This is a genomic window from Nonomuraea sp. NPDC049400 (assembly GCF_044466425.1).
In the GTDB taxonomy this organism is placed as follows: domain Bacteria; phylum Actinomycetota; class Actinomycetes; order Streptosporangiales; family Streptosporangiaceae; genus Nonomuraea.
Window position 1 is genome coordinate 125,248 of record NZ_JBITMP010000009.1, and the last position, 23,405, is coordinate 148,652.

General features: G+C 70.0%; 18 protein-coding genes and 1 tRNA gene. 10 read left to right on the forward strand and 9 right to left on the reverse strand.

The genetic code is table 11. From position 1 onward, the window contains the following. Positions 1 to 44 precede the first annotated feature (44 nt). Positions 45 to 1,034, reverse strand: a complete 990-nt coding sequence (locus ACIBVN_RS15940; RefSeq protein ID WP_397136870.1) for an NUDIX hydrolase — start codon at positions 1,032 to 1,034, stop codon at positions 45 to 47. A 188-nt stretch (positions 1,035 to 1,222) separates the two neighbouring features. On the opposite strand from ACIBVN_RS15940, the gene ACIBVN_RS15945 reads away from it, so the two are divergent. The 6 genes from ACIBVN_RS15945 (at position 1,223) to ACIBVN_RS15970 (ending at position 11,334) form a co-directional block, all read left to right on the forward strand. Continuing rightward, positions 1,223 to 5,482, forward strand: coding sequence for an NEW3 domain-containing protein (locus ACIBVN_RS15945; protein WP_397136872.1), 4,260 nt, complete (start codon positions 1,223 to 1,225; stop codon positions 5,480 to 5,482). Positions 5,483 to 5,516: 34 nt separating this feature from the next. Then, the gene (locus ACIBVN_RS15950) at positions 5,517 to 6,287 is read left to right on the forward strand and encodes a GntR family transcriptional regulator (RefSeq protein WP_397136874.1); all 771 of its coding nucleotides are present in this window, start codon (positions 5,517 to 5,519) and stop codon (positions 6,285 to 6,287) included. Positions 6,288 to 6,291: 4 nt separating this feature from the next. After that, positions 6,292 to 8,022 carry a hypothetical protein gene (locus ACIBVN_RS15955; protein WP_397136876.1) on the forward strand — a complete coding sequence of 577 codons (1,731 nt, stop codon included), beginning with the start codon at positions 6,292 to 6,294 and terminating at the stop codon, positions 8,020 to 8,022. Between the two features lie 145 nt (positions 8,023 to 8,167). Further along, complete coding sequence (locus ACIBVN_RS15960; protein WP_397136878.1) at positions 8,168 to 9,475, forward strand: extracellular solute-binding protein; 1,308 nt, start codon at positions 8,168 to 8,170, stop codon at positions 9,473 to 9,475. 76 nt (positions 9,476 to 9,551) lie between these two features. After that, complete coding sequence (locus tag ACIBVN_RS15965) at positions 9,552 to 10,508, forward strand: carbohydrate ABC transporter permease (RefSeq protein WP_397136880.1); 957 nt, start codon at positions 9,552 to 9,554, stop codon at positions 10,506 to 10,508. 1 nt (position 10,509) lies between these two features. Continuing rightward, complete coding sequence (locus ACIBVN_RS15970; protein ID WP_397136882.1) at positions 10,510 to 11,334, forward strand: carbohydrate ABC transporter permease; 825 nt, start codon at positions 10,510 to 10,512, stop codon at positions 11,332 to 11,334. Positions 11,335 to 11,392: 58 nt separating this feature from the next. Here ACIBVN_RS15970 and ACIBVN_RS15975 read toward each other — a convergent pair. After that, positions 11,393 to 11,466 (reverse strand) — tRNA-Lys (locus ACIBVN_RS15975). 103 nt (positions 11,467 to 11,569) lie between these two features. Here ACIBVN_RS15975 and ACIBVN_RS15980 point away from each other — a divergent pair. Together ACIBVN_RS15980 and ACIBVN_RS15985 are read left to right on the forward strand one after the other, a co-directional pair. Further along, the gene (locus ACIBVN_RS15980; RefSeq protein ID WP_397136884.1) at positions 11,570 to 12,418 is read left to right on the forward strand and encodes an AAA family ATPase; all 849 of its coding nucleotides are present in this window, start codon (positions 11,570 to 11,572) and stop codon (positions 12,416 to 12,418) included. Further along, complete coding sequence (locus ACIBVN_RS15985; protein ID WP_397136886.1) at positions 12,402 to 13,766, forward strand: VWA domain-containing protein; 1,365 nt, start codon at positions 12,402 to 12,404, stop codon at positions 13,764 to 13,766. Before ACIBVN_RS15980 ends, ACIBVN_RS15985 begins: the two co-directional genes overlap by 17 nt. 61 nt (positions 13,767 to 13,827) lie before the next feature. On the opposite strand, the gene ACIBVN_RS15990 is transcribed toward ACIBVN_RS15985, so the two are convergent. Then, the gene (locus tag ACIBVN_RS15990) at positions 13,828 to 14,595 is read right to left on the reverse strand and encodes a nuclease-related domain-containing protein (protein WP_397136888.1); all 768 of its coding nucleotides are present in this window, start codon (positions 14,593 to 14,595) and stop codon (positions 13,828 to 13,830) included. Positions 14,596 to 14,760: 165 nt separating this feature from the next. On the opposite strand from ACIBVN_RS15990, the gene ACIBVN_RS15995 reads away from it, so the two are divergent. Further along, positions 14,761 to 15,369: a TetR/AcrR family transcriptional regulator gene (locus tag ACIBVN_RS15995; RefSeq protein WP_397136890.1), complete on the forward strand. Its 609-nt coding sequence runs from the start codon at positions 14,761 to 14,763 to the stop codon at positions 15,367 to 15,369. Here the strand turns inward: ACIBVN_RS15995 and ACIBVN_RS16000 are convergent. Genes ACIBVN_RS16000 through ACIBVN_RS16010 form a run of 3 tightly spaced genes read right to left on the reverse strand, consistent with a single transcriptional unit; the run spans position 15,340 to position 18,730 of the window. Next, complete coding sequence (locus tag ACIBVN_RS16000; protein ID WP_397136892.1) at positions 15,340 to 16,380, reverse strand: acyl-CoA dehydrogenase family protein; 1,041 nt, start codon at positions 16,378 to 16,380, stop codon at positions 15,340 to 15,342. The genes ACIBVN_RS15995 and ACIBVN_RS16000 overlap by 30 nt on opposite strands. Further along, positions 16,377 to 17,537, reverse strand: coding sequence for an acyl-CoA dehydrogenase family protein (locus ACIBVN_RS16005; RefSeq protein WP_397136894.1), 1,161 nt, complete (start codon positions 17,535 to 17,537; stop codon positions 16,377 to 16,379). The genes ACIBVN_RS16000 and ACIBVN_RS16005 overlap by 4 nt, the downstream gene beginning before the upstream one ends. After that, on the reverse strand, positions 17,528 to 18,730 hold the full coding sequence (locus tag ACIBVN_RS16010) for an acyl-CoA dehydrogenase family protein (RefSeq protein WP_397136896.1): 1,203 nt from the start codon (positions 18,728 to 18,730) through the stop codon (positions 17,528 to 17,530). Before ACIBVN_RS16010 ends, ACIBVN_RS16005 begins: the two co-directional genes overlap by 10 nt. A gap of 107 nt (positions 18,731 to 18,837) precedes the next feature. Between ACIBVN_RS16010 and ACIBVN_RS16015 the strand changes: the two genes are divergently transcribed. Next, on the forward strand, positions 18,838 to 19,422 hold the full coding sequence (locus tag ACIBVN_RS16015; protein ID WP_397136898.1) for a GNAT family N-acetyltransferase: 585 nt from the start codon (positions 18,838 to 18,840) through the stop codon (positions 19,420 to 19,422). Positions 19,423 to 19,688: 266 nt separating this feature from the next. Here ACIBVN_RS16015 and ACIBVN_RS16020 read toward each other — a convergent pair whose 3' ends face one another. The 3 genes from ACIBVN_RS16020 to secA2 form a co-directional block, all read right to left on the reverse strand. Then, positions 19,689 to 20,573 carry a DMT family transporter gene (locus ACIBVN_RS16020; protein WP_397136900.1) on the reverse strand — a complete coding sequence of 295 codons (885 nt, stop codon included), beginning with the start codon at positions 20,571 to 20,573 and terminating at the stop codon, positions 19,689 to 19,691. A 187-nt stretch (positions 20,574 to 20,760) separates the two neighbouring features. Continuing rightward, on the reverse strand, positions 20,761 to 21,135 hold the full coding sequence (locus tag ACIBVN_RS16025) for a VOC family protein (protein ID WP_397136902.1): 375 nt from the start codon (positions 21,133 to 21,135) through the stop codon (positions 20,761 to 20,763). Positions 21,136 to 21,180: 45 nt separating this feature from the next. Then, positions 21,181 to 23,331 (reverse strand): accessory Sec system translocase SecA2, encoded by a 2,151-nt coding sequence (secA2, locus tag ACIBVN_RS16030; RefSeq protein WP_397136904.1) that lies wholly within the window; start codon positions 23,329 to 23,331, stop codon positions 21,181 to 21,183. Positions 23,332 to 23,405 lie beyond the last annotated feature (74 nt).

Consider the following 23,405-nt stretch of genomic DNA (forward strand, 5'->3'; position numbering starts at 1 on the left):
GCTCCGCCCGTTGAGCGACTCCCGGCATCACGTGCGCCGGGCGGTCAGCGATCCCAGGCCATCTGGACAGGTTCGTCGGGGACATCCTCGGCGAACAGACGTTCCAGCAGGTCGGGAAGGTGGACAGGGAGGATCTGCTCCGTACTGCCGCGCAGCTCGTCCAGGGTCCACCAGCGGAAACAATCGAGTTGGGCGCGCTCGTACTCCTCCATGCCGGAGGTATCGATCTCCAGGCCGGGGACGCGGTGGAAGAAGAAATGGTGTTCGGAGCGCATCAGGGCCCCGTCATCGCGCAGCCAGACACCCGCGTTCAGCGCCACCGCCGGGCCGAGGGCGGCGGGATCGACGCGGTATCCGATCTCTTCCCGCAGTTCCCGGGCTGCCGCCATATCGGGCGTCTCGCCGGGGTTGAGGCCGCCGCCAGGCGTGAACCAGGCGTGCGCGCCGTTCTTCGATGCTCGTGACGCGCGATAGAGCAGCACTCGGTCTTCGGCGTCGGCCAGGATGACGCGGGAGGCGACGCGCAGGATCGGCGCGGGGTGGTGCCAGGGGATGACGTACGGCTCAGCCGGGACGTCACCCTTGAGCAGCGGCTCCAGCAGGTCGGGCAGGTTGCGCGGGATCAGCTTGTCCGTCGTGGCCCGCAGTTCTGCCAAGCTCCACCAGCGGTAGGTGGTCAGGAGAGAGCGTTCGGGCTCTTCCATGGCAGAGATGTCCACGGTCGTGTCCGGGACGCGCAGCAGGAAGTAGTGGTCGGTGGCGTAGTAGATGGCGTCGTCGTACCTGATCCAGTGACCCTCGCTGACGGCGACCAGCGGGCCGACCGCCTCCGGCTCGACCTGCAGCCCGGTCTCTTCGCGTAGTTCACGGGCGGCGGCCACCGCCAGGTCCTCGCCGCTGTGCACCCCGCCGCCGGGGGTGAACCAGGCCAGGTCCGGGACCTTGGTCGGCCCCTGCCCCAGGAAGAGCAGGATCCGGTCGTGGTTGTCGACCAAGAGGATGCGGGCAGTGGGGCGCATGATCGGTTCGGCCACGGCAGCGAGCCTATATCGGGTGACTCAGGAACGAGTGGCACGCCTGGGCGTCCGCCGGTGAATCTGGGCATATCGGGTGGCAGAGCCGAACCGGGGCTCTATAGGATCCGCGAAAGCGTTTTCCCGTGCCCGGGATCCACGACACGGACGCCGGCTGACGCCGCCCGGGTCAGAGGTCTGGAGTGAAGATGCGAATCACGTCGTTGCAGGGCACTGATCTGTTCGTGGGCTCCGCGTCCGCGCCACGCCAGGTCGTCCGGGTGGCCCTGACCGAGGTGGCGGGGCCGGTACGGGTGTGGGTGGAGGGTCCTGCCGTCACCACGCCCGAGCCCGTGACGGTCACCGGTGACGGGGAGGCCGAGGTGGGGGTGCTCATCGCCGCGCCCGCGCCGGAGGGCTCCGTCCACCGGGTCGTCGCCGTCGCGGAAGGCGTGGGCGAACGCCGCACTCTCGACGGGAGCGTCGAGGCGGCGGCCACCGGCTGGACGATGTGGATGGTCTCGCACTTCCACTACGACCCGGTCTGGTGGAACACCCAGGCCGGCTTCACCGAGGTGTGGCACCAGCTGCCCGACCTGCCGTGGGTCGGCAAGCTGCGGCCGCCGTTCGTCCGTACCGCCTTCGACCTGGTACGCGCACACCTGGACGCGGCCAGGCACGACGACGACTACAAGTTCGTGCTGGCCGAGATCGACTACCTCAAACCGTTCTGGGACGTCTTTCCTGAGGAGCGGGAGCAACTGCGGCGCTTCCTGGCCGAGGGGCGGGTAGAGCTCGTCGGCGGAACCTACAACGAGCCCAACACCAACCTGACGCACCCCGAGTCGACCATCCGCAACGCGGTCTACGGCATCGGCTATCAGCGGGACGTGCTCGGCGGCGACCCGCGTACCGCCTGGATGCTCGACGTCTTCGGCCACGACCCGGCCTTCCCCGGACTGATGGCCGACGCGGGGCTGGACTCCGCCTCGTGGGCGCGCGGACCGTTCCACATGGTCGGCGCCAAACGGCACACCGGCGACATCACCCGCATGCAGTTCGCCAGCGAGTTCGAGTGGGTCTCGCCGTCCGGGCGCGGGCTGCTCACCAGCTACATGTCCAACCACTACGTCGCCGGCTGGGACGTGGAGCGCAAGGCGACGCTCGAAGAGGCGATGGCTGAGGCGTACAAGCAGTTCAGCGAGCTGAAGAAGGTCGCGGCCACACCCCATGTCCTGCTGCCCGTCGGGCACGACCACAACCTGCCGTCGCGCTGGTGCACCGAGGTGCACCGCGCATGGGCCGCCCGCTATGTCTGGCCCCGGTTCAGGGTCGGCCTGCCCCGGGAGTTCTTCGCCGCGGTACGCGCCGCCGCCCCGCGGCGCGGGATCACCCCGCAGACACGGGACATGAACCCGGTCTACACCGGCAAGGACGTCTCGTACATCGACACCAAGCAGGCGCAGCGGGCCGCCGAGGTCGCCGTGCTCGACGCCGAGCGGCTCGCCACCCTGGCCGCGCTGCTGGGCGAGCGCTACCCCAGCGAGGCGCTGGACAAGGCGTGGCGGCTGCTGGCGTACGGCGCCCACCACGACGCGATCACCGGCACCGAGTCCGACCAGGTGTACCTGGACCTGCTCGCGGGCTGGCGGGAGGCGTACGAGCTGGGCGCGACGGCCCGGGACGGCGCCATCGCGGGCCTCGCCGCCCATGCCGACACCGACCACGCCGACACTGGGGGCGCGGGCCGGGCGATCCTCGCCGTCAACACGCTGTCCTGGAACCGCGACGGCGTCACGACCGTGCGGGTCGTGTTCCCCGAACCGGGGACGACCGGCGCGGAGCTGCGCGACGACCGGGGCGAGCCCGTCCCGGCGGTGGCCGAGGGGGTGCTGCGCCACCCGGACGGCACCGTGGCGGAGCTGAACCTGACCTTCGTCGCCCGTGACGTGCCGTCGCTGGGCTTCCGCGTCTACCACCTGGCCCCCGCGCCCGATCTGCCCGCCGGGTGGGCCGAGGAGCCCGGACGCGCCGCGATCGAGAACGAGACGTTCCTGATCGAAGCCGACGCCACCCGGGGCGGCGCGCTCAGCCGCGTCCTCGACCGGCGGACCGGCCGGGAACTGCTGCGTCCTGGCGGCCTCGGTGGCGAGCTCTACCTGCAGGACGAGTACGAGACGCATCCGGTCTGGCACGAGGGCCCGTGGCACCTGCTGCCGAAGGGACCCGGCGTCGGCACCCGGGAACAGGCCACGACCGTACACGTGCGCAGGTCTCCGGTCGGTCGCCGGATCGTGGCCGTCACCCGCCTCGCCGACCTGCGGGTCACCCAGGAGACGACCCTGTGGGACGGGATCGGCCGGATCGACTTCCGCACCCACGTGGACGGCTCGATCGGCCGCGACCACCTGCTGAGGGCGCGGTTCGACCTCGACCTGCCCGGCGCGCTGCCGGTCAGCGAGGTCGGCTTCGCCGCGATCGGCCGCTCGTTCGGCTTCCCGAACTCCGACGCGGGAGAGCACCTGTACACGCTGGACAACCCCGCGCACACCTGGGCGGGCCTGTCGGCCACGGCGCGGATCGCCCTGTCGCTCGCGGACGGACGCCGCGAGCACCACGCGATCGGGGTCGCCGAGGTGGTGGCGTCCGGAGACGGGGACCGCGTACGCGCCCTGCTCGACCGGCTGGTCGCCTGCGGCGTCACCGCCACGCTCACCCGGCCGGACGGCCCCCGCTACGGCGCGCTCGACGGCGACTCCAACCTGCCCGACGTGCGGATCGTGCTCGGCGACGCGGACGCGAACGCCTTCGCCGAGCAGGTCCTCGCCGGCGCGCCGGAGGGCTGCAGGGAGGCACTGGCACGGCACGGGCGCGTGTTCGTGCCCGCCCGACACACCCGGCGCGCGGCCTGGGTTCCTGGCGCCGACCTGCGCGGCGTACGGGATCTGCCCGTGCTCATCGTGGCCGGGTCCGCCCTTGACGAGGTCATCGACGACCTCGCCGACTCGGTGATCGACGTGCCCGTCCCCGCCGGACTGCCCGGCACCGCGGAGCCGGTCGACGACTACTCGGTCGCCGTGGTCAACCGCGGCACGCCCGGTTTCGTGGCCGAGTCCGACGGCACCTGCTACGTCTCGCTGATGCGCTCCTGCGGGGCGTGGCCGAGCGGCGTCTGGATCGACGGCCCGGCCAGGACGGCCCCCGACGGCAGCAGCTTCTCCCTTCAGCACTGGACGCACACCTTCGAGTACAGCCTGGTGGCCGGGGCCGGTGACTGGCGCGCCGCCGGATTCGTACAGGCCGGGCAGGAGGTCAACCACGCGGTGCTCGCGCGTCAGGTGGCCGCGGCGCCGGGTCCGCTGGCCGCCCGGACGAGCCTCGGCGGCGTCGAGCCGTCCAGCGTGGTGCTGACCGCGTTGAAGCCGCGCGGAAACCCGATGGCGTCGGGGCTGTCCGGCGACATCGATCTTTCCGCCGGTGTCACCGTGCGGCTCTACGAGTCGGCCGGGTCGCCCGCGGTGGCGCGCGTACGCCTGCACGGCGGCCTGACCGACGTCGAAGTCGCCACGGTGCTTGAGGCGGCGACGCCTGAGGTGGCGACGCTCGCGGGGGCGGGTGAGCGGCCCGGCGACGCGGTGGTCCCGCTGCGGCCCGCCGAGATCGTCACGCTGGGCGCGCGGGCGGCACTGGGGCCGGGTCGTCCTGCGGCCGCCCACGTCGAGCCCGCCCAGCCGGTCTTCACCCGGTACTGGCTGCACAACAAGGGTCCGGCCCCGGCCGGGTACCTGCCGGTCGCGGTTCACGTGCATCCGGTGGCGCTGCGGCTGGATCCGGGCGACGAGGAGACCGTGCGGGTCACCGTCGCCTGCTCGGCCCGCTCCGCTGTCGGCCTGGTGGAGCTGGACGTGCCGGATGGCTGGGCGGCGGCTCCTCCCGCTTCCCTGAAGTACGACCTGGAGGCCGAGGAACACGCCGAGTTCGAGACGGTCCTGCGGCCACCCGCCGGCGCCGCGGCCGGGACCTACTTCGTCGCCGCCCGCATCCGCGACGAACTGGGCCAGACCCTGGAGGACGTGGTCACCGTGACCGTCGGCGACCCGGAGCCCCGCGAGCCGCTCACCGTGACGCTGGATCCGGCCGGGCTGGAGGTCGTGCCGGGCGGGTGGGCGACGCTCACCGCCGAGCTTGTCAATGACGCGCGCACCGAGGTACGCGGAGAGGCGCAACTGCTCAGCCCGTTCGGCACATGGGGCGCCGGCGCCGGGGAGGTGCTCTCCGGCCCGTGGACGCAGGGCTTCGCCGTTCCCGCCGGAGGCCGCGTCCCGCTGCGCTTCACCGTACGGGCACCGGGCGACGCCCGGCCGGGAGCGCACTGGTGGGCGGCGGTGAAGGTCAGCGCCTTCGGCCGGGTCCACTACACTCGGACGCTCCCCACCGAGGTGCAAGATTTGTCAGGACAATATTTGTAAGAAAGTCAGGACAACTCCTGTCATAATGCCAATCATGATGTCCGATACCCCCCCGCTGGAGTCGCTCGCCGCCCTCGTCAACCTCGACAAGGCCAGCCCTGTCCCCCTCTACTTCCAGGTGGCGCAGCAGTTGGAGGCGGCCATCGCGGACGGCATGCTGCCACCGGGCACCCAGCTCGACAGCGAGGTCGAGCTGGCCGACCAGCTCGGGGTGTCGCGCCCCACCATGCGCAAGGCGATGGAGTTTCTCGTCGACAAGGGCCTGATCGTGCGGCGACGGGGGGTGGGCACCCGGGTCGTCCAGTCCCAGGTCCGGCGGCCGCTGGAGCTCAGCAGCCTGTACGACGACCTCAAGAGCAGCGGCCAGGAGCCGGCCACGACGGTGCTGTCCAACACCGTCGAGCCGGCCTCCGCGGCCGTCGCGGAAGCCCTCGGGCTGGCCGAGGGGGCGCCGGTGATCGCGCTGGAGCGGCTCCGGACGGCCCGCGACCAGCCGCTGGCCAGGATGCGTAATTACCTGCCCGCGTTATTGCTCGAGGTCAGGACCGACGCGCTGGAGAAGCACGGGCTCTACGAGCTGATCCGGACGGCCGGCATCCGGCTGCACGCGGCGACCCAGAGGGTCGGCGCCCGCAACGCGACGGCGGCGGAGGCGCGGCTGCTCGGGGAGAGCCGGGGCGCCGCCGTCCTGACCATGGAGCGGGTCGCCTACGACGACAGCGGCACGCCCGTGGAGTACGGCACGCACGTCTACGCCGCGGCCCGCTACAGCTTCCAGATGAACCTGCTCATGGGCGATAGATGAAGACATGAACGACAAGCATGTTGACGCCGCGTTCACCGCGGCGGTCCAGGCTGCCCTGACCGGGCAGGTCAAGGCCATCCTCGAGGAAGGCGACGACTGGGGTCACCTGCAACACCGCGGGCTGGCCGAGCGGATCCTGGCCCTCGTCGCGTACGGGCGGGACAGCCGGCTCCTCGATCACGCGGCCCGGCTCGCCGCCCGGCTGCGCGAGCTACAGGGCCCCGGCGGGTTGTTCACCGGCGGCGACAACGTCGACTCCCCGCCGGACTCCGCGTTCAGCGTCAACGATCTCGCCGACGCCCTGTGGCTGCTGCGGCGCGACCCGGTGGCTGATCAACCAGCGCATCCAGGCCGGCCTGCTCCCGGCGCCGCCGGGCACGGGCTGGCGGACCTGCTCGACGACCTGCTGACGGCGGTCACCCCGGCACTGGCGCGGGGCGGGGTGCACACCCCCAACCACCGCTGGGAGATCTCGGCCGCCCTGGCCAGGCTGCACCGGCTCGCGCCCGACCCGGCTCTGGCGGAACGGGTCGGCCAGTGGCTGGCCGAGGGAGTCGACATCGACGACGACGGGCTCTACTCCGAACGCAGCGCCAACTACGCCGCGTACGTGTCGAACCCGTCACTGCTCGCCATCGCCGAGGTGTTCGACCGTCCCGACCTGGTCGACGCCGTCGAACGGAACCTGGACGCCACGCTCGATCTGCTGCTGCCGGACGGGTCGGTCGAGACGGTGTTGTCGCGCCGCCAGGACCAGCGGCAGCCGCTGCCCCTGGCGCCCTACCTGCTCCCCTTGCGCCGGATCGCGCTGCTGCGCGGCCGGGGCGACCTCGCCTGGGCGGCCGGGCTCGCGCTGTCCCAGGGGGTCGTCTCACCGGCGCGCGCGGCCACGGAGCTGATCCTCGACCCCGGCATCGCGCGGGAGCTGCCGGAGCCCGTCCCGCCCCGAAGACCGCGGCGGCGTGTCTTCGGCGCCGCGGGACTGCTCGTCGACCACCGGCCCGCGACGACGACCGTGGTGTTCGGCGGTTCCGACTATCCGCGCCACAGACGCATCCGTTCCGGGCTGGCGAACTCCCCGACGTTTCTGCGCCTGTTCGCCGGGGCTGCCGTCCTGGGGGACGTGCGCCTCTCGCGTGTCTTCTTCGGCCTGGGGCCGTTCCGCGCCGCCCGATTCCTGGTCGAGGGCGATCAGGGGAGCACGACCGCGACGCTCACGGAATCCGTGTCGGCCTCCTACTACCAGCCGATGGCGGATCACAACCGCGACGCGCGCGGCCACTACGGGCTGGTGGACGATGGCCGGTTCAGCGCGGCGATGGACTTCGACCGGCGCGCACGGGACGAGGTCACGCTGACCACCGCCGTCCACGTGGCCATCACGGACACCGGGGCCGAGCTGACCGTCGACCTGGCGGGCGCGGCCGTGGACTGGGCGCTGGAGCTGGCCTTCCGGCCCGGCGGGCGGATGACGGGCGCCATGGCCCTGGACGAGCACGCCTGGCAGCTCGACCCTGGCGAGCCCGCGGTCTACCGCGTGGGCGACGACTCGATCACGGTCACGGTGCCCGCCATGTCGATGGCCGCTTCCCATTCGGTCCCCGGCTACGAGCCCGGCGAGGAGTACCGGTTCCTCGGGGGCACCGACGCCGTGTCAGGGGAGCGGCTGTACGTCGCCGGGCGGGTTCCGGGAAGGTTGCGTTTGCGTCTCGCAACCACCCATCACTCTGGATGAAACCGCAGCTCAGGGCCTATCGTTCGCTTCATCCTAATGTGCATATGTCAGGAGATCTTAAGTCCTTATGTCCTGACTATTGACTCGGCAAACGCTTTCCCGTTACCGTCCGACGCCACAGGCAGACGACGTTCGAGGAGACGCCATGACGACTTCTGCGACAACCCGGGGACGACTCATGCGCTGGCGCTGGCTGCCAGTGACCGTCGCCGCGGCGCTCGCCCTCACCGCATGCGGTTCGAGCTCCGACGGGGGCTCGGGCGGTGGCTCCGGCGCCAAGAGCATCACCTTCTGGCTCTCGGCGAGCGCGGCGCAGGCGCAGGGCTACCACGACCTGGCCAAGGAGTTCGAAGCCAAGGAGGGCGTCAAGGTCGAGATCGTCAACGTCCCCTACGACGGCTACCAGGACAAGCTGCGCCAGGCAGCGCAGGCCAACTCCCTGCCCGACGCGGCCAGCGTGCCCTCGCTCGACACCATCTGGATCAACCAGCTCCAGGACCTCGCCGCGACGGCGAACGCCCCGGCCAACAAGATCAACAAAGACCTGCTCACCGTCCAGGACGGCAAGGTCCTCTGCATCCCCTCCGACCTGACGGCTGCCGGGCTGTTCGTCAACAAGACCCTGTTCGAAAAGGCCAAGGTCAAGATTCCCGCCGACCCGAACCAGGCCTGGACCTGGGACGAGTTCCTGGCCGCCGCCACGAAGGTCCGCACCGCCACGGGCGCCAAGTACGACCTGGTCTACGACCAGTCCCCCGCGCGCATCAGGGCCTTCATCTACGGCCATGGCGGCAAGGGCTTCCAGCTCGGCGCGGACAACAAGTACGCCACCCCCGACGACGCCACCGTGCAGGCGCTGACGAAGTTCGCCTCGCTGAACGACGACAAGGTCATGCCGAAGTCGGTCTGGGGCGCGGGCGCCGACCCGAACGCCCTGTTCAAGAGCGGCCAGGTCGTCGCGTACTTCTCCGGCGTCTGGCAGGTGGCCGACTTCGCGGAGAGCATCACGAACTTCGACTGGGCCGGCGCGCCGACGCCGGTGGGAACCATCCACGCCACCGACATCAACCTCGGCGGCAAGGTGGTCGCCTTCAACAACGGCGACAAGGCCGAGCCCGCCAAGAAGTGGGTGGACTACATCTTCCAGCCGGCGAACTACACGAAGCTCGCGCAGGTCAACGGCTACCTGCCGGTGGAGTCCGGTCTCACGCTGAACTACCCGTTCAAGAACAAGGCCGCCCTCGACGCCTTCCAGCTCTACCTCAAGGAGATCGAGCTGGCGGACCCGATCTCGTCCTATGGACACCAGAGCGGGGCGAAGCTCCTGCTCGCCGGTAAGTCCATCCAGGAAGACCCGACCAAGGACGAGATGGCCAAGCTGATCAACGGTCAGCAGGACATCAAGAAGACCGTCGACAACATCGTGTCGGGACTCAACCAGCAGATCAGCTGATCGTACGGCCCGCCGGCGCTTCCCCTGCGCCGGCGGGCCGAGCCCTGCAGAACGCGGAAGAAGGAGGAGAGCGCAAATGGCGGAGAGTGTGCCGCAATCGGCGGGGCGCGCCGACGAGACGCCGGCCCGGACCGCATCGCAGTGGTGGTCCCGCCTACGGACCCGGCGGCATGACCGCTACACCCTGGCACCCCTGCTGCTCATCTCGTCCAATCTCGCCCTGTTCCTGCTCTTCTTCCTCTGGCCGGCCGTCATCGGCCTGGGGTACTCCTTCACCAGCTACACGGGCGTCGGCTCGGCGCCGTTCGTGGGTCTGGACAACTACCAGCGGCTGCTGAACGACGAGGCGTTCTACGCGGCGCTGGTCCGTACCGTGATCTTCACGGCGGCCGTCGTCCCGCTGACGTACGTCGCCTCGCTGAGCGCGGCCGTGCTGATCGTCAACCCGTACAGCCGTGGCAAGCCGGTCGCGCGGGTGATCTTCTTCGTGCCCTGGCTCATCTCCCCGATCATCGCCGGTGTCATCTGGCGCTGGATCTTCGGTGAGAACTTCGGGCTCGTCAACTACGTCATCATCGCGCTCGGCGGCGAGGCGGTGCCGTGGCAGTCCAACGCGGACCTGTCCCTGATCATCGTGATCATCGCCGCGGCCTGGGGCAACACCGCGGTCAACATGCTGATGTTCGTCGCGGCCATCAAGAACGTACCGGCCGCGTACTACGAAGCCGCGTCCCTGGACGGCGCGGGCTCGTGGGCCAAGTTCCGCAACATCACGCTGCCCTCGATCGCGCCCACGTCCTTCATCGTGATCCTGCTCACCACCCTGCACTCGATGAAGGAGTACGCGCTCGTCCAAGCGGTCAACGCCGGAGGTCCGGGCACCGAGAACAACCTCCTCATCCAGTACATCTTCACGACCGGCTTCCGCCGCGCCCAGATCGGTTACGCGAGCGCGGCGTCCTTCGTGCTCATGCTGCTCCTCATGGTCATCGCAGTCGTGCAGTTGGTCATCAACCGCCGGAAGGAATCCTGAGATGGACAACCTGCTGCCCAAGAAGGTCTGGGCGACGGCGGCCCTGTGGTTCATGGTCGCCCTGTACGGCATTCCCGTCCTGTGGTTCCTGCTCAGCTCCTTCAAACCGGCGGGAGAGCTGTTCTCCTATCCGCTGACCATCTTCCCGAAGCAGCCGACCATCTCCGGCTTCACCCAGGCCTGGACGAGCTTCGACTTCAGCCGCTACTTCGGCAACACCCTCATCGTGGCCGTGTCCGCGACCCTCATCACCATCGTGACGAGCGCGACCTGCGGGTACGCCCTGGCGAAGTACACCAACTGGTGGCTGCGGGCGTTCACCATCTGCGTCCTGGCCACCACGATGCTGCCGGGCGAGGTCATCCTCTCCCCCCTCTTCCTCATCGTCCGCGACCTGGGCCTGTACAACAGTCTCGCCGGCGTCGTGGCACCCTCGGTCATCACAGCGACGGGCACCTTCCTGTTCCGCCAGTTCTTCCTGAGCGTGCCGCGCGACCTGCTGGACGCGGCCCGCCTCGACGGCAGCGGCGAACTGTCGACCTTCGTCCGGATCATGCTCCCGCTCTCCCGGCCGATCATCTTGACCCTCGCCATCATGTCGTTCCAGTGGCGGTGGAACGACTACATCTGGCCCCTCGTGATCCTCAACGACCCGAACGAGTTCACCCTGCAGATCGGCGTCGCGAGCATCGTGGGCGCGGAGAACGTCAACTGGTCGGTGCTGCTCGGGGCATCGGTCCTGTCCATGATCCCCCTGGTCGTGATCTATCTGATCTTCCAGAAGTACGTGATGAACGCCGACCTCAGCGCGGGCCTGAAGGATTAGGACGGGGCGCCGAACGAAGAAACCCCAGCCCGGTGAAGCGAGCTGGGGTTTCGTGCTGTGCGCCGCCAGGGACTCGAACCCCGGACCCGCTGATTAAGAGTCAGCTGCTCTGACCAACTGAGCTAGCGGCGCTTGCAGAGAGGAATATACCGGTGATCCCCATCCTGGTCGAATCGGTATCAGGCGGGCCCGTCCGGCTAGAATAAAGTTCCGCCCCCGGAAGACAGGATCATCGATGTTCGACTCTCCCGCCGAGGTGACGGAGCGGCTGGCCGCCGTGGACTACCTCTCCGACGACGCCATCTCCACCTCGGTGTTCCTGGCCGCGGCGCTGGGAAAGCCGCTGCTGGTCGAAGGCCCGGCGGGAGTCGGCAAGACGCAGCTGGCCAAGGCGGTGGCGCTGGCGACCGGGGCCGAGCTGGTCAGGCTGCAGTGTTACGAGGGCCTCGACGAGGCCAGGGCGCTGTACGAGTGGAACTACAAGAAGCAGCTGCTCAGGATCCAGGCCACGAGCGCCGACGACGACATCTTCTCCGAGGAGTTCCTGCTGGAGCGGCCGCTGCTCAAGGCGATCAGGGCCGCGGAGCCGACCGTGCTGCTCATCGACGAGACCGACAAGGCCGACGTCGAGGTCGAAGGGCTGCTGCTCGAGCTGCTGTCCGACTTCCAGGTGACGATTCCGGAGCTGGGGACCATCGTCGCGACGCGCCGGCCGTACGTGGTGCTCACCTCCAACGCCACCCGAGAGCTGTCGGAGGCGCTCAAGCGGCGCTGCCTCTACCTGCACCTCGAATACCCCACCCCCGAGCGGGAGCGGGACATCGTGCTCAGCCAGGTGCCGGGCATCCGGGCCGACCTGGCAGAGCGGCTCGCCAGGACGGTCGCGACGCTCCGGGCGCTCGAGCTGAAGAAGGCGCCGTCGGTGGCCGAGACCGTGGACTGGGCGAACACGCTGCTGGCGCTCGGGCGGGAGGAGCTGGACGAGGCCACCGTGGCGGGCACGCTGGGCGTGGTGCTCAAGCACGCCTCCGACCAGGCGCGGGCGGTCAAGGAGCTGGGGCTGCCGGATGTCGCTGATCGATAGGCATGTCGGGTTCGTGCGGGCGCTGCGCGAGGCCGGGATACCGGTCTCGGTGGCCGAGGGGCTGGACGCCGCGCACGCGCTGCGGGTCATCGAGCTGAGCGATCGGGAGTCGCTGCGTGCCGCTTACGCGGCCACGCTGGTCAAGAAGCCCGCGTACCGGCCGGGGTTCGACGTGCTGTTCGACCTGTGGTTCCCGGCGTCGACGTCCGGCATGTACGCCCAGCGCACGGATAGGCCGATAAATCTGGAAACGGCCACGGTCGAGGAGCTCCGCGACCACCTCGCCCGGCTCCTGACCGGCGGCACCGACCAGGAGATGCGCGAGTTCGCCCAGGCCATGGTCGGGCGCTTCGGCCGCCAGCCCACGACGAGCCCAGGGCGGCAGAACTGGTTCTCCTACAGCGTCATGCGCGCCCTCTCCCCTGAGACGCTGATGGCCCGCATCCTCCAGAACGTCCTGCAGGGCCAGGAGCGCGGCGGTCTGGCCGAGAAGAACGTACGCAGGCGCGTCCACGACAACACCAGGCGCTTCGCGGACGCCGTGGCAACCGACGTGCGCCGCCGCATCGCCGAGGACTCGGGCATCGAGCGCATCGCCCGCTCCGCCGTACGCCCACCGCTCGACCAGATCGACTTCCTCCGCATCACCAAGGCCGACCTGGCCCGGCTGCGCCGGGAGGTGCATCCGCTGGCCAGGCGCCTGGCCACGCGCCTGACGATCAAGCAGCGGAAGGGCAGGCGCGGCCGGCTCGACTTCCGCAGGACCGTACGGGCCTCGCTGCAGAGCGGCGGCGTGCCGCTGACCACCCACTTCCGGCCCCCGCGCCCGCACAGGCCCGAGCTGGTCATCCTCTGTGACGCCAGCGACTCGGTCTCGTCGTTCGCGCACTTCACGCTGCTGCTCACGTACGCGCTCAGAGAGCAGTTCACCAAGGTGCGCGCGTTCGGGTTCGTGGACACGGTGGATGAGATCACCAGATTCTTCGTCCCGGGCGCCGACGTGGTCGAGGCCATGACAAGGCTGGCGAACGAGGCCGACATGGTGCGCTTCGGCCGCACGAACTACGGGCACTCGCTGGAGCGCTTCGCCGAACGGTACGGCGACGCCATCGGCCCCAAGACCTCGCTGCTGATCCTGGGCGACGCCCGCTCCAACTACCAGTCGCCCGCCCTGGACGTGCTGAAGTCGCTCGTGGCCCGCTCGCGCCACGCGTACTGGCTCAACCCGGAGCCGAAGGCGCAGTGGGACACGGGAGACTCGGTCGCGAGCGAGTACGGCGCCGTCGTCCCGATGTACGAATGCCGCAACGTCGCCCAGCTCACCGCCTTCATCGAGACGCTCGCCTGAACGCACGGCGCCGGCAGAGCACGGCGCCAGTCGAACAGCGCGCGGCGCACGGCGCCCGGCGTCAGGTGCGCTGGAGCTCCCTGGCCGCGGTGCGGGCCAGCAACTCGATCTGCTCCTCGTTGAGCACGACCCCGTCGGCCGCCTTGATCACCTTGGCCGCGAGCCGCGGCTTGAGCAGCATGAGCCCCTCGGCGACCACGATGCCGCCCTTGGGCAGCAGCCCGCAGTGGACGGCGAGCATGGGCGTGATCGTCACCGGGATGCGCGTCTCGCGGGTGAGCAGCTCGGCGAACGCCTCGGCGGCCTCCACCAGCGGCTTGGCGGTCTTGCTGCCGTACTTCTCGCCGAAGAACAGCCGCCCGCCGTAGCAGGCGATCTCGGTGTCCGGACTCCAGGACTCGTTGTCGATGATCCACACGCCGGCAGGGCCGATCACCAGGTGGTCGATGGAGGCCTGGCCGCGGATGGCCCGTCCGTCGAGCACGCTGTAGCCGAGACGGCCCAGCGACCTGCGCAACATCCTCCCGGTGATCGCCTCACCGCGCCGCGCGCCGCGCCAGACCGCAGTCGCGTGGAAGGAACGCCAGCCGAGGTACCAGTCGCCTGCGGCCACGATCCCGGCCATGAGCAGGCCGAAAAGGGGGGACGCTCCGGTGAGGTCGAACCTCAGCGCGAGCGCGACCCCGATCACGAATCCCACAGCGGCCTTGACGTACCTGGACCTGCGCCGGCTGGGGGCGTCCTCCCGCCAGAACTTCTCGTACCACCACTGCGGGGATGACCCTGTGTACTTCTCGTCTGGCTGCACGTAGATAGAGCCACCGGGCACGGCAAACTCCCCGAATGTGTAGATGTCTTCCAGGATCTGCCACGCCGAAGATCCCTCGCCGGTCAAGAGATACCCGCCTCCCAACCAAGGCGAGCCTAAGGTGACGTAATTAGTACCCGCAAGACCAGCAAATGACCTCAACCGACCAGTCGGTATGCTAAGGCGGTGACCAAGGGGGACGAAGTGAAAGAGGAACCGGTCAGGCAGCGGTTGCTCGCGGAGGCGACCCGCCTGTTCGCGGAGCGCGGCTTCGAGGGCGCCTCCGTTCAGGAGATCGTCGTGGCGGCCGGCGTCACCAAGGGCGCCATGTACCACTACTTCGACTCCAAGGACGACCTGCTGCACGAGATCTACGCCCGGGTCCTCCGCATGCAGATGGAGCGGCTGACGCGGATCGCCGACGGGCCGGGCGACGTGCGGCAGCGCCTGTACAGGGCCGCGGCCGACGTCGTGGAGACCACGGCCGCGAACCTCGACGACTCCAAGATCTTCTTCAGGTCGATGCACCTGCTCGCCCCGGAGACCCAGAAGACCGTACGCGCCGAGCGCCGCCGCTACCACGAGCGCTTCCGCGAGCTCGTGGCCGAGGGGCAGCGCGCGGGCGTCTTCAGCGACCGCGTGCCGGCGGAGCTGGTCGTCGACTACTTCTTCGGCTCGGTGCACCACCTGGGCACGTGGTTCCACGCGGCGGGCCCGCTGACCGGCGCCCAGGTGGGCAAACACTTCGCCGACCTGCTGCTCACCTCACTCGGGGCCGGGCACGTCGACAAGTGAGGCCAGCGCCGCACGGTGGTCGCCGGGCGTGCCCAGCGCGATCTCCGAGGCTTTCGCGCGCTTGAGATAGAGATGTACGGGGTGCTCCCACGTCATCCCGATCCCTCCGTGCAGCTGCAGGGCCTCTTCCGCGGCGTGCACGGCCACGCCCGCGTTCCACGACTGGGCCACGGCCACGGAGATCGCCGAGCCGTCGGTCGCGGCACTCCTGGCGGCGGCCCTGGCCCTGACCACGTCCAGCCACAGGTCGGCCAGCCGGTGCTTGATCGCCTGGAAGGAGCCGACCGGCCGGGCGAACTGGTGACGCTCCTTGACGTACACGAGCGTCGCGTCGAGGCACCATTCGGCCACCCCGAGCTGCTCCGACGCGAGCAGGCCCGCCCCTGACCTCAGCACCGCCGCGAGGTCGCACTCCCCCACGTCGCGGGCCGGAGTGCGGTCGAAGGTGACGGTCGCGCCCGGCCTGGTCAGGTCGAGCGACGGCACCACCTGGACGCTCGCGCCCTCCTCCACGGCGTAGAGCCGGCCGCCGACGGGCGCCAGCAGCACGTCGGCCACGTCCGCCCCGGCCACGCCGGCGACGGTCCCGGTCAGCCGCCCGCCCTCCGCCCGCACGGATGCTCCGGTCCGGTACGGGTTCGCCGCGAACGGCACAGCGAGCGCGGCGGTCCTCCTGCCCTCCGCCAGCTCCCCGAGCAGGGCGTCCCCGGTCGGCAGCAGCGCGTACGTGGCCAGCACGGAGCTGGTGAAGAACGGCACCGGCGCCACTCCCCTGCCGAGCTCCTCCAGCACGACGGCCGCCTCGCTGGCCGACGCCCCGGCACCGCCGTGCTCCTCGGGAATGAGCAGCCCCGCCACCCCGATCTCACCGGCCAGCGTCTTCCACAGGTCCAGGTCGTAGGGCTCGGACTCGATCCGCTTGAGCACGGCGGAGGGCGGGCACCGGTCGGCGAGCAGCCCGCGCACCGCGGCCCTCAGCTCCTCCTCGACCTCTGAGTAAAGAAGGCTCATCGCGGCAGGTCCTTCCAGGGCACGTCCTTGTCGACGCGGGGCTCTGAGGGCAGGCCGAGCACCCGCTCGGAGATGATGTTGCGCAGGATCTCGGAGGTGCCGCCCTCGATCGAGTTGCCCTTGGCCCGCAGGTAGCGGTAACCCGGGCCGCGGCCGTAGAAGTCGACGTCCTCCGAACGGCGGAACGTCCAGTCGTCATAGCCCAGGTCGCGCCCGAACTCCACCTCGAAGCCGGACAGCGCCTGATTGAGCCTGGCGAACGACAGCTTCATCCCGGACCCCTCGGGCCCCGGCTCGCCCGCCGCGAGCTGCTCGCGCAGCCGTACCCCGGAAAGGCGGGTGACCTCGGACTCGACCCAGAGCGACAGCAGCCGCTGGTGCAGGTCGTGGGTGCGCAGCTCCGGGTGCGCGCGCCAGGAGTCGAGCACGACCCCGACCATGCCGCCGCCGCGCCGCACGGGAGCGCCCCCGATGGCGACGCGCTCGTTCATCAGCGTGGTCTGCGCGACCCGCCAGCCGTCTCCGACCTCGCCGAGGCGCAGGTCGTCGGGGAGCCGCACGCCGGTCAGGAAGACCTCGTTGAACTCGGCCTCACCGGTGATCTGCCGCAGCGGCCGCACCTCGACGCCCGGCGCGTGCATGTCGCAGACGAAGTACGTCATGCCGCGGTGCTTCGGCACGTCCGGGTCGGTACGCGCGACGAGGATGGCCCACCTGGCGTGATGGGCACCGGACGTCCACACCTTCTGGCCATCGACGACCCATTCGTCCCCGTCCCTGACGGCGCGGGTCGCGAGCGTGGCCAGATCGGATCCGGCGCCGGGCTCGCTGAAGAGCTGGCACCAGATCTCCTCCCCCGTCCACAACGGCCGGAGAAAACGGCGTTTCTGGTCCTCCGTACCGAACGCCAGGATCGTCGGCGCGGCCATCCCCAGCCCGATGCCCTGAACGCCGGAGTTGATCTGCGGCGTGCCGGCCAGCTCCCGCTCCACGGCCTGCTGCAGCTCCCGCGGCGCGCCCAGCCCGCCGAGCCCTTCGGGGAACCACACCCAGGCCAGCCCCGCGTCGAACCTGGCCCGCAGGAACTCCAGCCGATCTCCGTCCGGGTCGTACTCCGCGAGGAACGCCGCAACCCGCTCCTTGATGTTCACATCCACTTTTTCAGCTCCCGGTGGGCCAGAGACCGCTTGTGCACCTCGTCGGGGCCGTCCGCGAAGCGCAGGGAGCGGGCGCCCGCCCAGAGCCCCGCGAGCGGGAAGTCCTGGGAGACGCCGCCCGCGCCGTGCACCTGGATGGCCTTGTCGAGGATCCACTCCACGGTCTTCGGGGTGGAGATCTTGATGGCCTGGATCTCGGTGTGCGCGCCCTGGTTGCCCACCGTGTCCATGAGCCAGGCGGTCTTGAGCACGAGCAGGCGCAGCTGCTCGATCTTGATGCGCGACTCGGCGATCCAGTCCTGCACCACGCCCTGCTGGGCGACGGGCTTGCCGAACGTGGTCCTCTCCAGCGCGCGCCTGCACATGAGCTCCACGGCGCGCTCGGCCATGCCGATCAGGCGCATGCAGTGGTGGATGCGCCCGGGGCCGAGCCTGGCCTGCGCGATGGCGAAGCCGCCGCCCTCCTCGCCGATCAGGTTCTCGACGGGCACGCGCACGTCCGCGAACTCGATCTCCGCGTGGCCGCCGTGGTCGGCGTCGGTGTAGCCGAACACGTGCATGCCGCGCTTGATGTGCAGCCCGGGCGTGTCGCGCGGCACCAGGACCATGCTCTGCTGGCGGTGCTTGGGCGCGTCAGGGTTCGTCTTGCCCATGACGATGAAGATCTTGCAGTTGGGGTTCATCGCGCCGGAGATGAACCACTTGCGGCCGTTGATGACGTACTCGCCGCCGTCACGGACGATGGAGGTGGCGATGTTCGTGGCGTCGGAGGAGGCCACGTCGGGCTCGGTCATCGCGAACGCGGAGCGGATCTCCCCGTCGAGCAGCGGCTGCAGCCACTCCTTGCGCTGCCACTCGCTGCCGAACATGGACAGGACCTCCATGTTCCCGGTGTCCGGCGCGGCGCAGTTGGTGGCCGTCGGGGCGATGGTGGGACTCCGGCCCATGATCTCCGCCAGCGGCGCGTACTGGAGGTTCGTCAACCCGGCGCCGTGCTCGCCGGGGAGGAACAGGTTCCAGAGCCCGCGCTTCCTGGCCTCGTCCTTCAGGTCGGCCATCAGCGGCGGGGGGCTCCAGCCGCTGGTCGCTGCCTGCTCCTCGAAGGCGGGCTCGGCGGGATAGACGCATTCGTCCATGAAGCTCAGCAGTCGTTCGCGCAGGTCCTCGGTGACCGTGTCAAAGGCGAAGTCCATGCCTGTGACCCTACCGACCGGCCGGTATGAGTGTCGACAGGTGGTTCTCCGCAAAAACCGGCATGTGGCCATAATCGTGACTCCGTGCGCTCCCTAGGGTTGCTGCCATGACCACGAAGCTGCCTGCGCCCGCAGTGCTCGAGAACGACGTCGTCCGGCTCGAGCCGCTCGCCCTTGATCACATTCCCGACCTGTTCGCCGTCGGTGGCGGGGACGAGGAGGTCTGGCGCTGGCTGTCCGTCCCCGCGCCGCGCTCCGAGGACGAGCTGGCGAAGATCGCCCTCGGCCTGGTGTCGGACGACAAGCACGTTCCCTTCGCCGTGGTGGTCAAGGAGAGCGGGCGGGCCGTGGGCTGGACCACGTACGGCGACGTGCCGGGCTTCGACGAGAGCGTCGAGATCGGCTGGACGTGGTACGGCCGGGCGGTGTGGCGTACGGCCGTGAACACGAACTGCAAGCTCCTGCTCATCGACCATGCCTTCGGGCTCGGCTACAACCGGGTCCTGCTCAAGACCGACCACCTCAACCTCAGGTCGCAGAACGCCATCAAGCGGATCGGCGGCCTGCATGAAGGGACGCTGCGACGGCACCGCAAGAGGCCGGACGGCACCTGGCGCGACACGGTCTGCTTCGGCATCCTCGACGAGGAGTGGCCGGAGCACCGGGCCCGCCTGACTCGCTCGGACCGCTAGGACCGTTCGGCCGTTCAACACGGGGACGCGCGCCCGCACCCACCACCCGCAGACCACTGGTCGCACACCGGGGACACATCGGCTGCGCACGGCATCACCCAGGAGCTGAGCACGTCGCGGCCGCGCGGCTTGCGTGCCGACGGCGCGGCGTTCGGTTTCGCTGGTGGAGGGCAGGCGCGTCGCAGGGAGCTCAGGCCTCCACATCTTCAGGACGTGAGGGCGAGCGCAGGCTGCCGAGACGCGGCGGCGAGCGGTGGAGGGGGAGGTCAGCTGACCTCGGAGGTCGCCGACACCGGGCGCGGCTCCGGCTTGACCTCCACCGGGACCGGGCGGGAGTGGTCGGGGGCGAGGCGGCCGAGGGTGATCGTGCCGCCGATGGTGAGGGCGCTGGCCAGGATGGCGGGGATCGCGGTGGAGGGGCCGGCCGGCAGGGGTTCGCCGAGCAGGACCGCGCCGGCGAGGACCGAGGTGATGGGGTCGATGACCTGTACGCCGGCGTACGCGATGCCGAAGTATCCCACCGCGTAGGAGCGCTGCAGCAGCACCACCGCGCAGACCAGCAGCACGGGCACGGCGAGCGTGAACCAGTGGAGCAACCGCCCCCAGTCCCCCTGCATGCCGCCGCCGACCACCCGCACGAACGTGGACACGCTCGCCGTCACCACACCCGCGCCGACCGCCAGCAGCAGCGCCCGGCTCGGGCCGTGGACGCGGGTCGCGAGCAGCTGGGTGACCAGGACGATCAGCCCGATCACGGCCAGGAACCCGAGCGCGGCGCCGTCGCTCAACCTGGGCGTCACGTTGTGCTGCGGAACCAGGAGCATGAGCCAGAGCAGGCCGACCGCCACCGCGATCGAGCCGATGATCTCCGCTCTGTAGGGCTTGCGCCCGTACATGAACGCGGCCAGCGGCACGGCGAACACCAGCGTGGCGACGCTGATCGGCTGGACGGCCACCAGCGGGGCGAAACTGAGTGCCACGGCGTGCAGGCAGGCGCCCGTGAAGCCGATAATGCCGCCGATCCACCAGCGAGGCCGTCTGACCAGCTTCAGCGAGGCGCCCTCTGCCACTGCCTCGTACTGTTGCAGGGCCGCGCCGAGCGCGTACCCGAGCGCTCCCACGAGGGCGATTACCAGGCCGACCCAGGTCATCGTCGCCCACGCAGGGGCATGGATCCTTCCAAGAGCATTGCTCTAGCTTATGGGCCAAGCAAAGCGCGCGAATCATACTTTAGGTGGATCATTCGGCCGAGAAAGGCTCCCGACCGGGACGTACATGTGGCCTCTTGTTCCATATGGCCGCCCCGACCCGACCGGCGGACGCCGTGGCGGCCATGGGTCAGGACTGCTCGGGGCAGACGCAGAACGCGTGGCCCTCAGGGTCCTGCAGGACGATCCAGCGCACACCATCCTCCGTGACCCCCGGCTGGAACTCGGGCCTCGTGGCCCCCAACGCGATGTATTCAGCCGCCGCCTGCTCCACGTCCGGCACCCTGAAGTCCAGGTGGAACTGCTTGTCCGGGCTCGGCCACGTCACCGGCTTGCGGTCGGGGACCCGGCCGAAGTAGATGCTCCTCGTCTCGTCCCCGATGGCCGCGTACTCGTCCTCCGAGTATTGGATGTCCCACCCGGTGACCTGGTGGTAGAACTCGGCCAGTTTCTTGGGCTCCGCGCAGTCAATGGTGAACGCCAGGAGCTTCGCCTTCGTCGTCATGAGTCCAGCCTTCCAGGCGTACCTGCCATCTTCTGTCAGGTACGGCTAGCCGCGCCGGGTGGCCGTCTTGACGCGCTTGAGAATCCGGTCCCACTCCGTGCCGAACGGGTTGTCCTGCACCAGGTACGTCCATGTCGCCGTCGGCCGCTTCAGGTCCGGCTCGGGGGCCTCGAAGGACTCCAGCGAGCGCCGTTCCACCTCCGCGAGCAGCGACTTGTACTCCGCCACCGCCTCCCGGTGGAACTCGTCGATCGGGCTCATCCGGCCAAGCGCGCGCAGGTGGATGCCCTCGCGGAGGTCAGTCAGGAACGCCAGGTGCTCGGTCCAGCAGCGGTCGATGGCGTGCAGGACGATCTGGCGGGCCGTCTCGTCCCTGGTGTCCTCCGGCAGGGACTCCCAGCGCTCCGGGTCCGCCGAGGACAGGGCCTTGGCGGCGGCGTCGCCGCGCAGGACCTTGTCGCGCCACTCCAGGATCAGCTCGCGCTGGTGCTCCAGCAGGCGGGTGTAGCGCCAGGTGTTGCGGTGGATCTCCAGGTTGACGCCCTCGGCGACGCGCTGGGCGTGGCCGACGAGGTACGCGCCGCGCCGGTGGCGGACGATGCCGTCCGCGTCCGCGGCGGGCGGGCGCTCGTCGGAGACGAACTGCGTGATCAGGTCGTCCTGCATGCTGACGAAGAAGACCGAGCCGCCCGGGTCGCCCTGGCGGCCGGCCCGGCCGCGGAGCTGGTCGTCGAGGCGGCTGCTGGCGTGGCGGCCCGAGCCGATCACGTACAGGCCGCCCAGCTCGGCGACGCCCTCCCCCAGGCGGATGTCGGTGCCGCGCCCGGCCATCTGGGTGGAGACGGTGATGGCGTCGCGCTCGCCGGCCCTGGCGATGATCGCCGCCTCTTCCGCGTCGTTCTTGGCGTTGAGCACGACCGGCTCCATGCCGCGGCGCTGGAGCAGCTTGGCGAGATTTTCCGACTCGGCGACGTCGAGCGTGCCGATGAGGATGGGCCGGCCGGTGGCGTGGGCCTCCTGGATCTCCTCGACCAGCGCGGCGTCCTTGTCGGGCACGGTCGGGTAGATGCGGTCCGGCTCGTCCTCGCGCACGCACGGGCGGTTGGACGGGATGACCGCGACCTTGAGGTCGTAGAACTCGCCGAGCTGCTCGCTGACGGCCACAGCCGTGCCGGTCATGCCGCAGATCTGCGGGTAGCGGCGGATCAGGCCCTGAACGGTGATCGAGTCGAGGATCTCGCCCTTCTCGCTCGGCGGCAGCGCCTCCTTGGCCTCCACGGCCGCCTGCAGGCCGTCGGGCCAGCGCTGGAGCAGCGCCACCCGGCCACGCGACGGGTTGATCAGCTGGACCTTGCCGTCGCGCACGATGTAGTCGACGTCGCGGGCGAGCAGGGCGTGGGCGTGCAGGGCCAGGTTGAGCTCGATGAGCGTGCCCGGCTCGTGCTCGTCGTAGAGCTCGACACCGAGGAGGTTCTCCACGCTGTCGGCGCCCTTGGGGGTGAGGTAGACGTTGCGGGCCTGCTCGTCGATCTCGTAGTGGTAGCCGCGGACGAGCTGCCTGACCAGCGCCGCCATCTCCGGCACCGCGTTACCCGGATCGGTCGAGCCGGCCATCACGAGCGGCACGCGGGCCTCGTCGACGAGCACGGAGTCGGCCTCGTCGATCAGGGCGGCCTCGGGCGCGGGCACGATGATCTCGCTCGCGTCGGTGCGGAGCCGGTCACGCAGCACGTCGAACCCGATCTCGCTGACGGGCCCGTACGTGACGTCCTTCGCGTACGCCTCGCGCCGCTCGTCCGGCGTGGAGTTCTGTCCGATCCAGCCCACGCTGACGCCGAGCGCCTCGTAGAACGGCCCCATCCACTCGGCGTCGCGCCTGGCCAGATAGTCGTTCACCGAGATCACGTGGACCCGCTTGCCCTGCAACGCGTAGCCCGCCGCCGCCATGGCGCCGGAGAGCGTCTTGCCCTCGCCGGTGGCCATCTCGGCGACCTTCCCGTCGAGGAGGGCCAGCGTGCCGAGCAACTGCACGTCGTACGGCCGCAGCCCCAGCGTCCTGTCGGCGGCCTCCCGCGCGACGGCACAGAACTCGGCCAGATCGTCCATTGCAGGCTCGGGCAACTCGTCAAGCTCGCGCACCCGTTCGGCACGATCGTTCGCCGCCTTGACGACCTTGAGATAAGGGGTCAGGGGCACCCCGCCTGGACGATCCAGGAGGTTCCTGAGAATTCCCTTTATTGAGGCCACAGTTCCTCCAACGCACGCTTCGC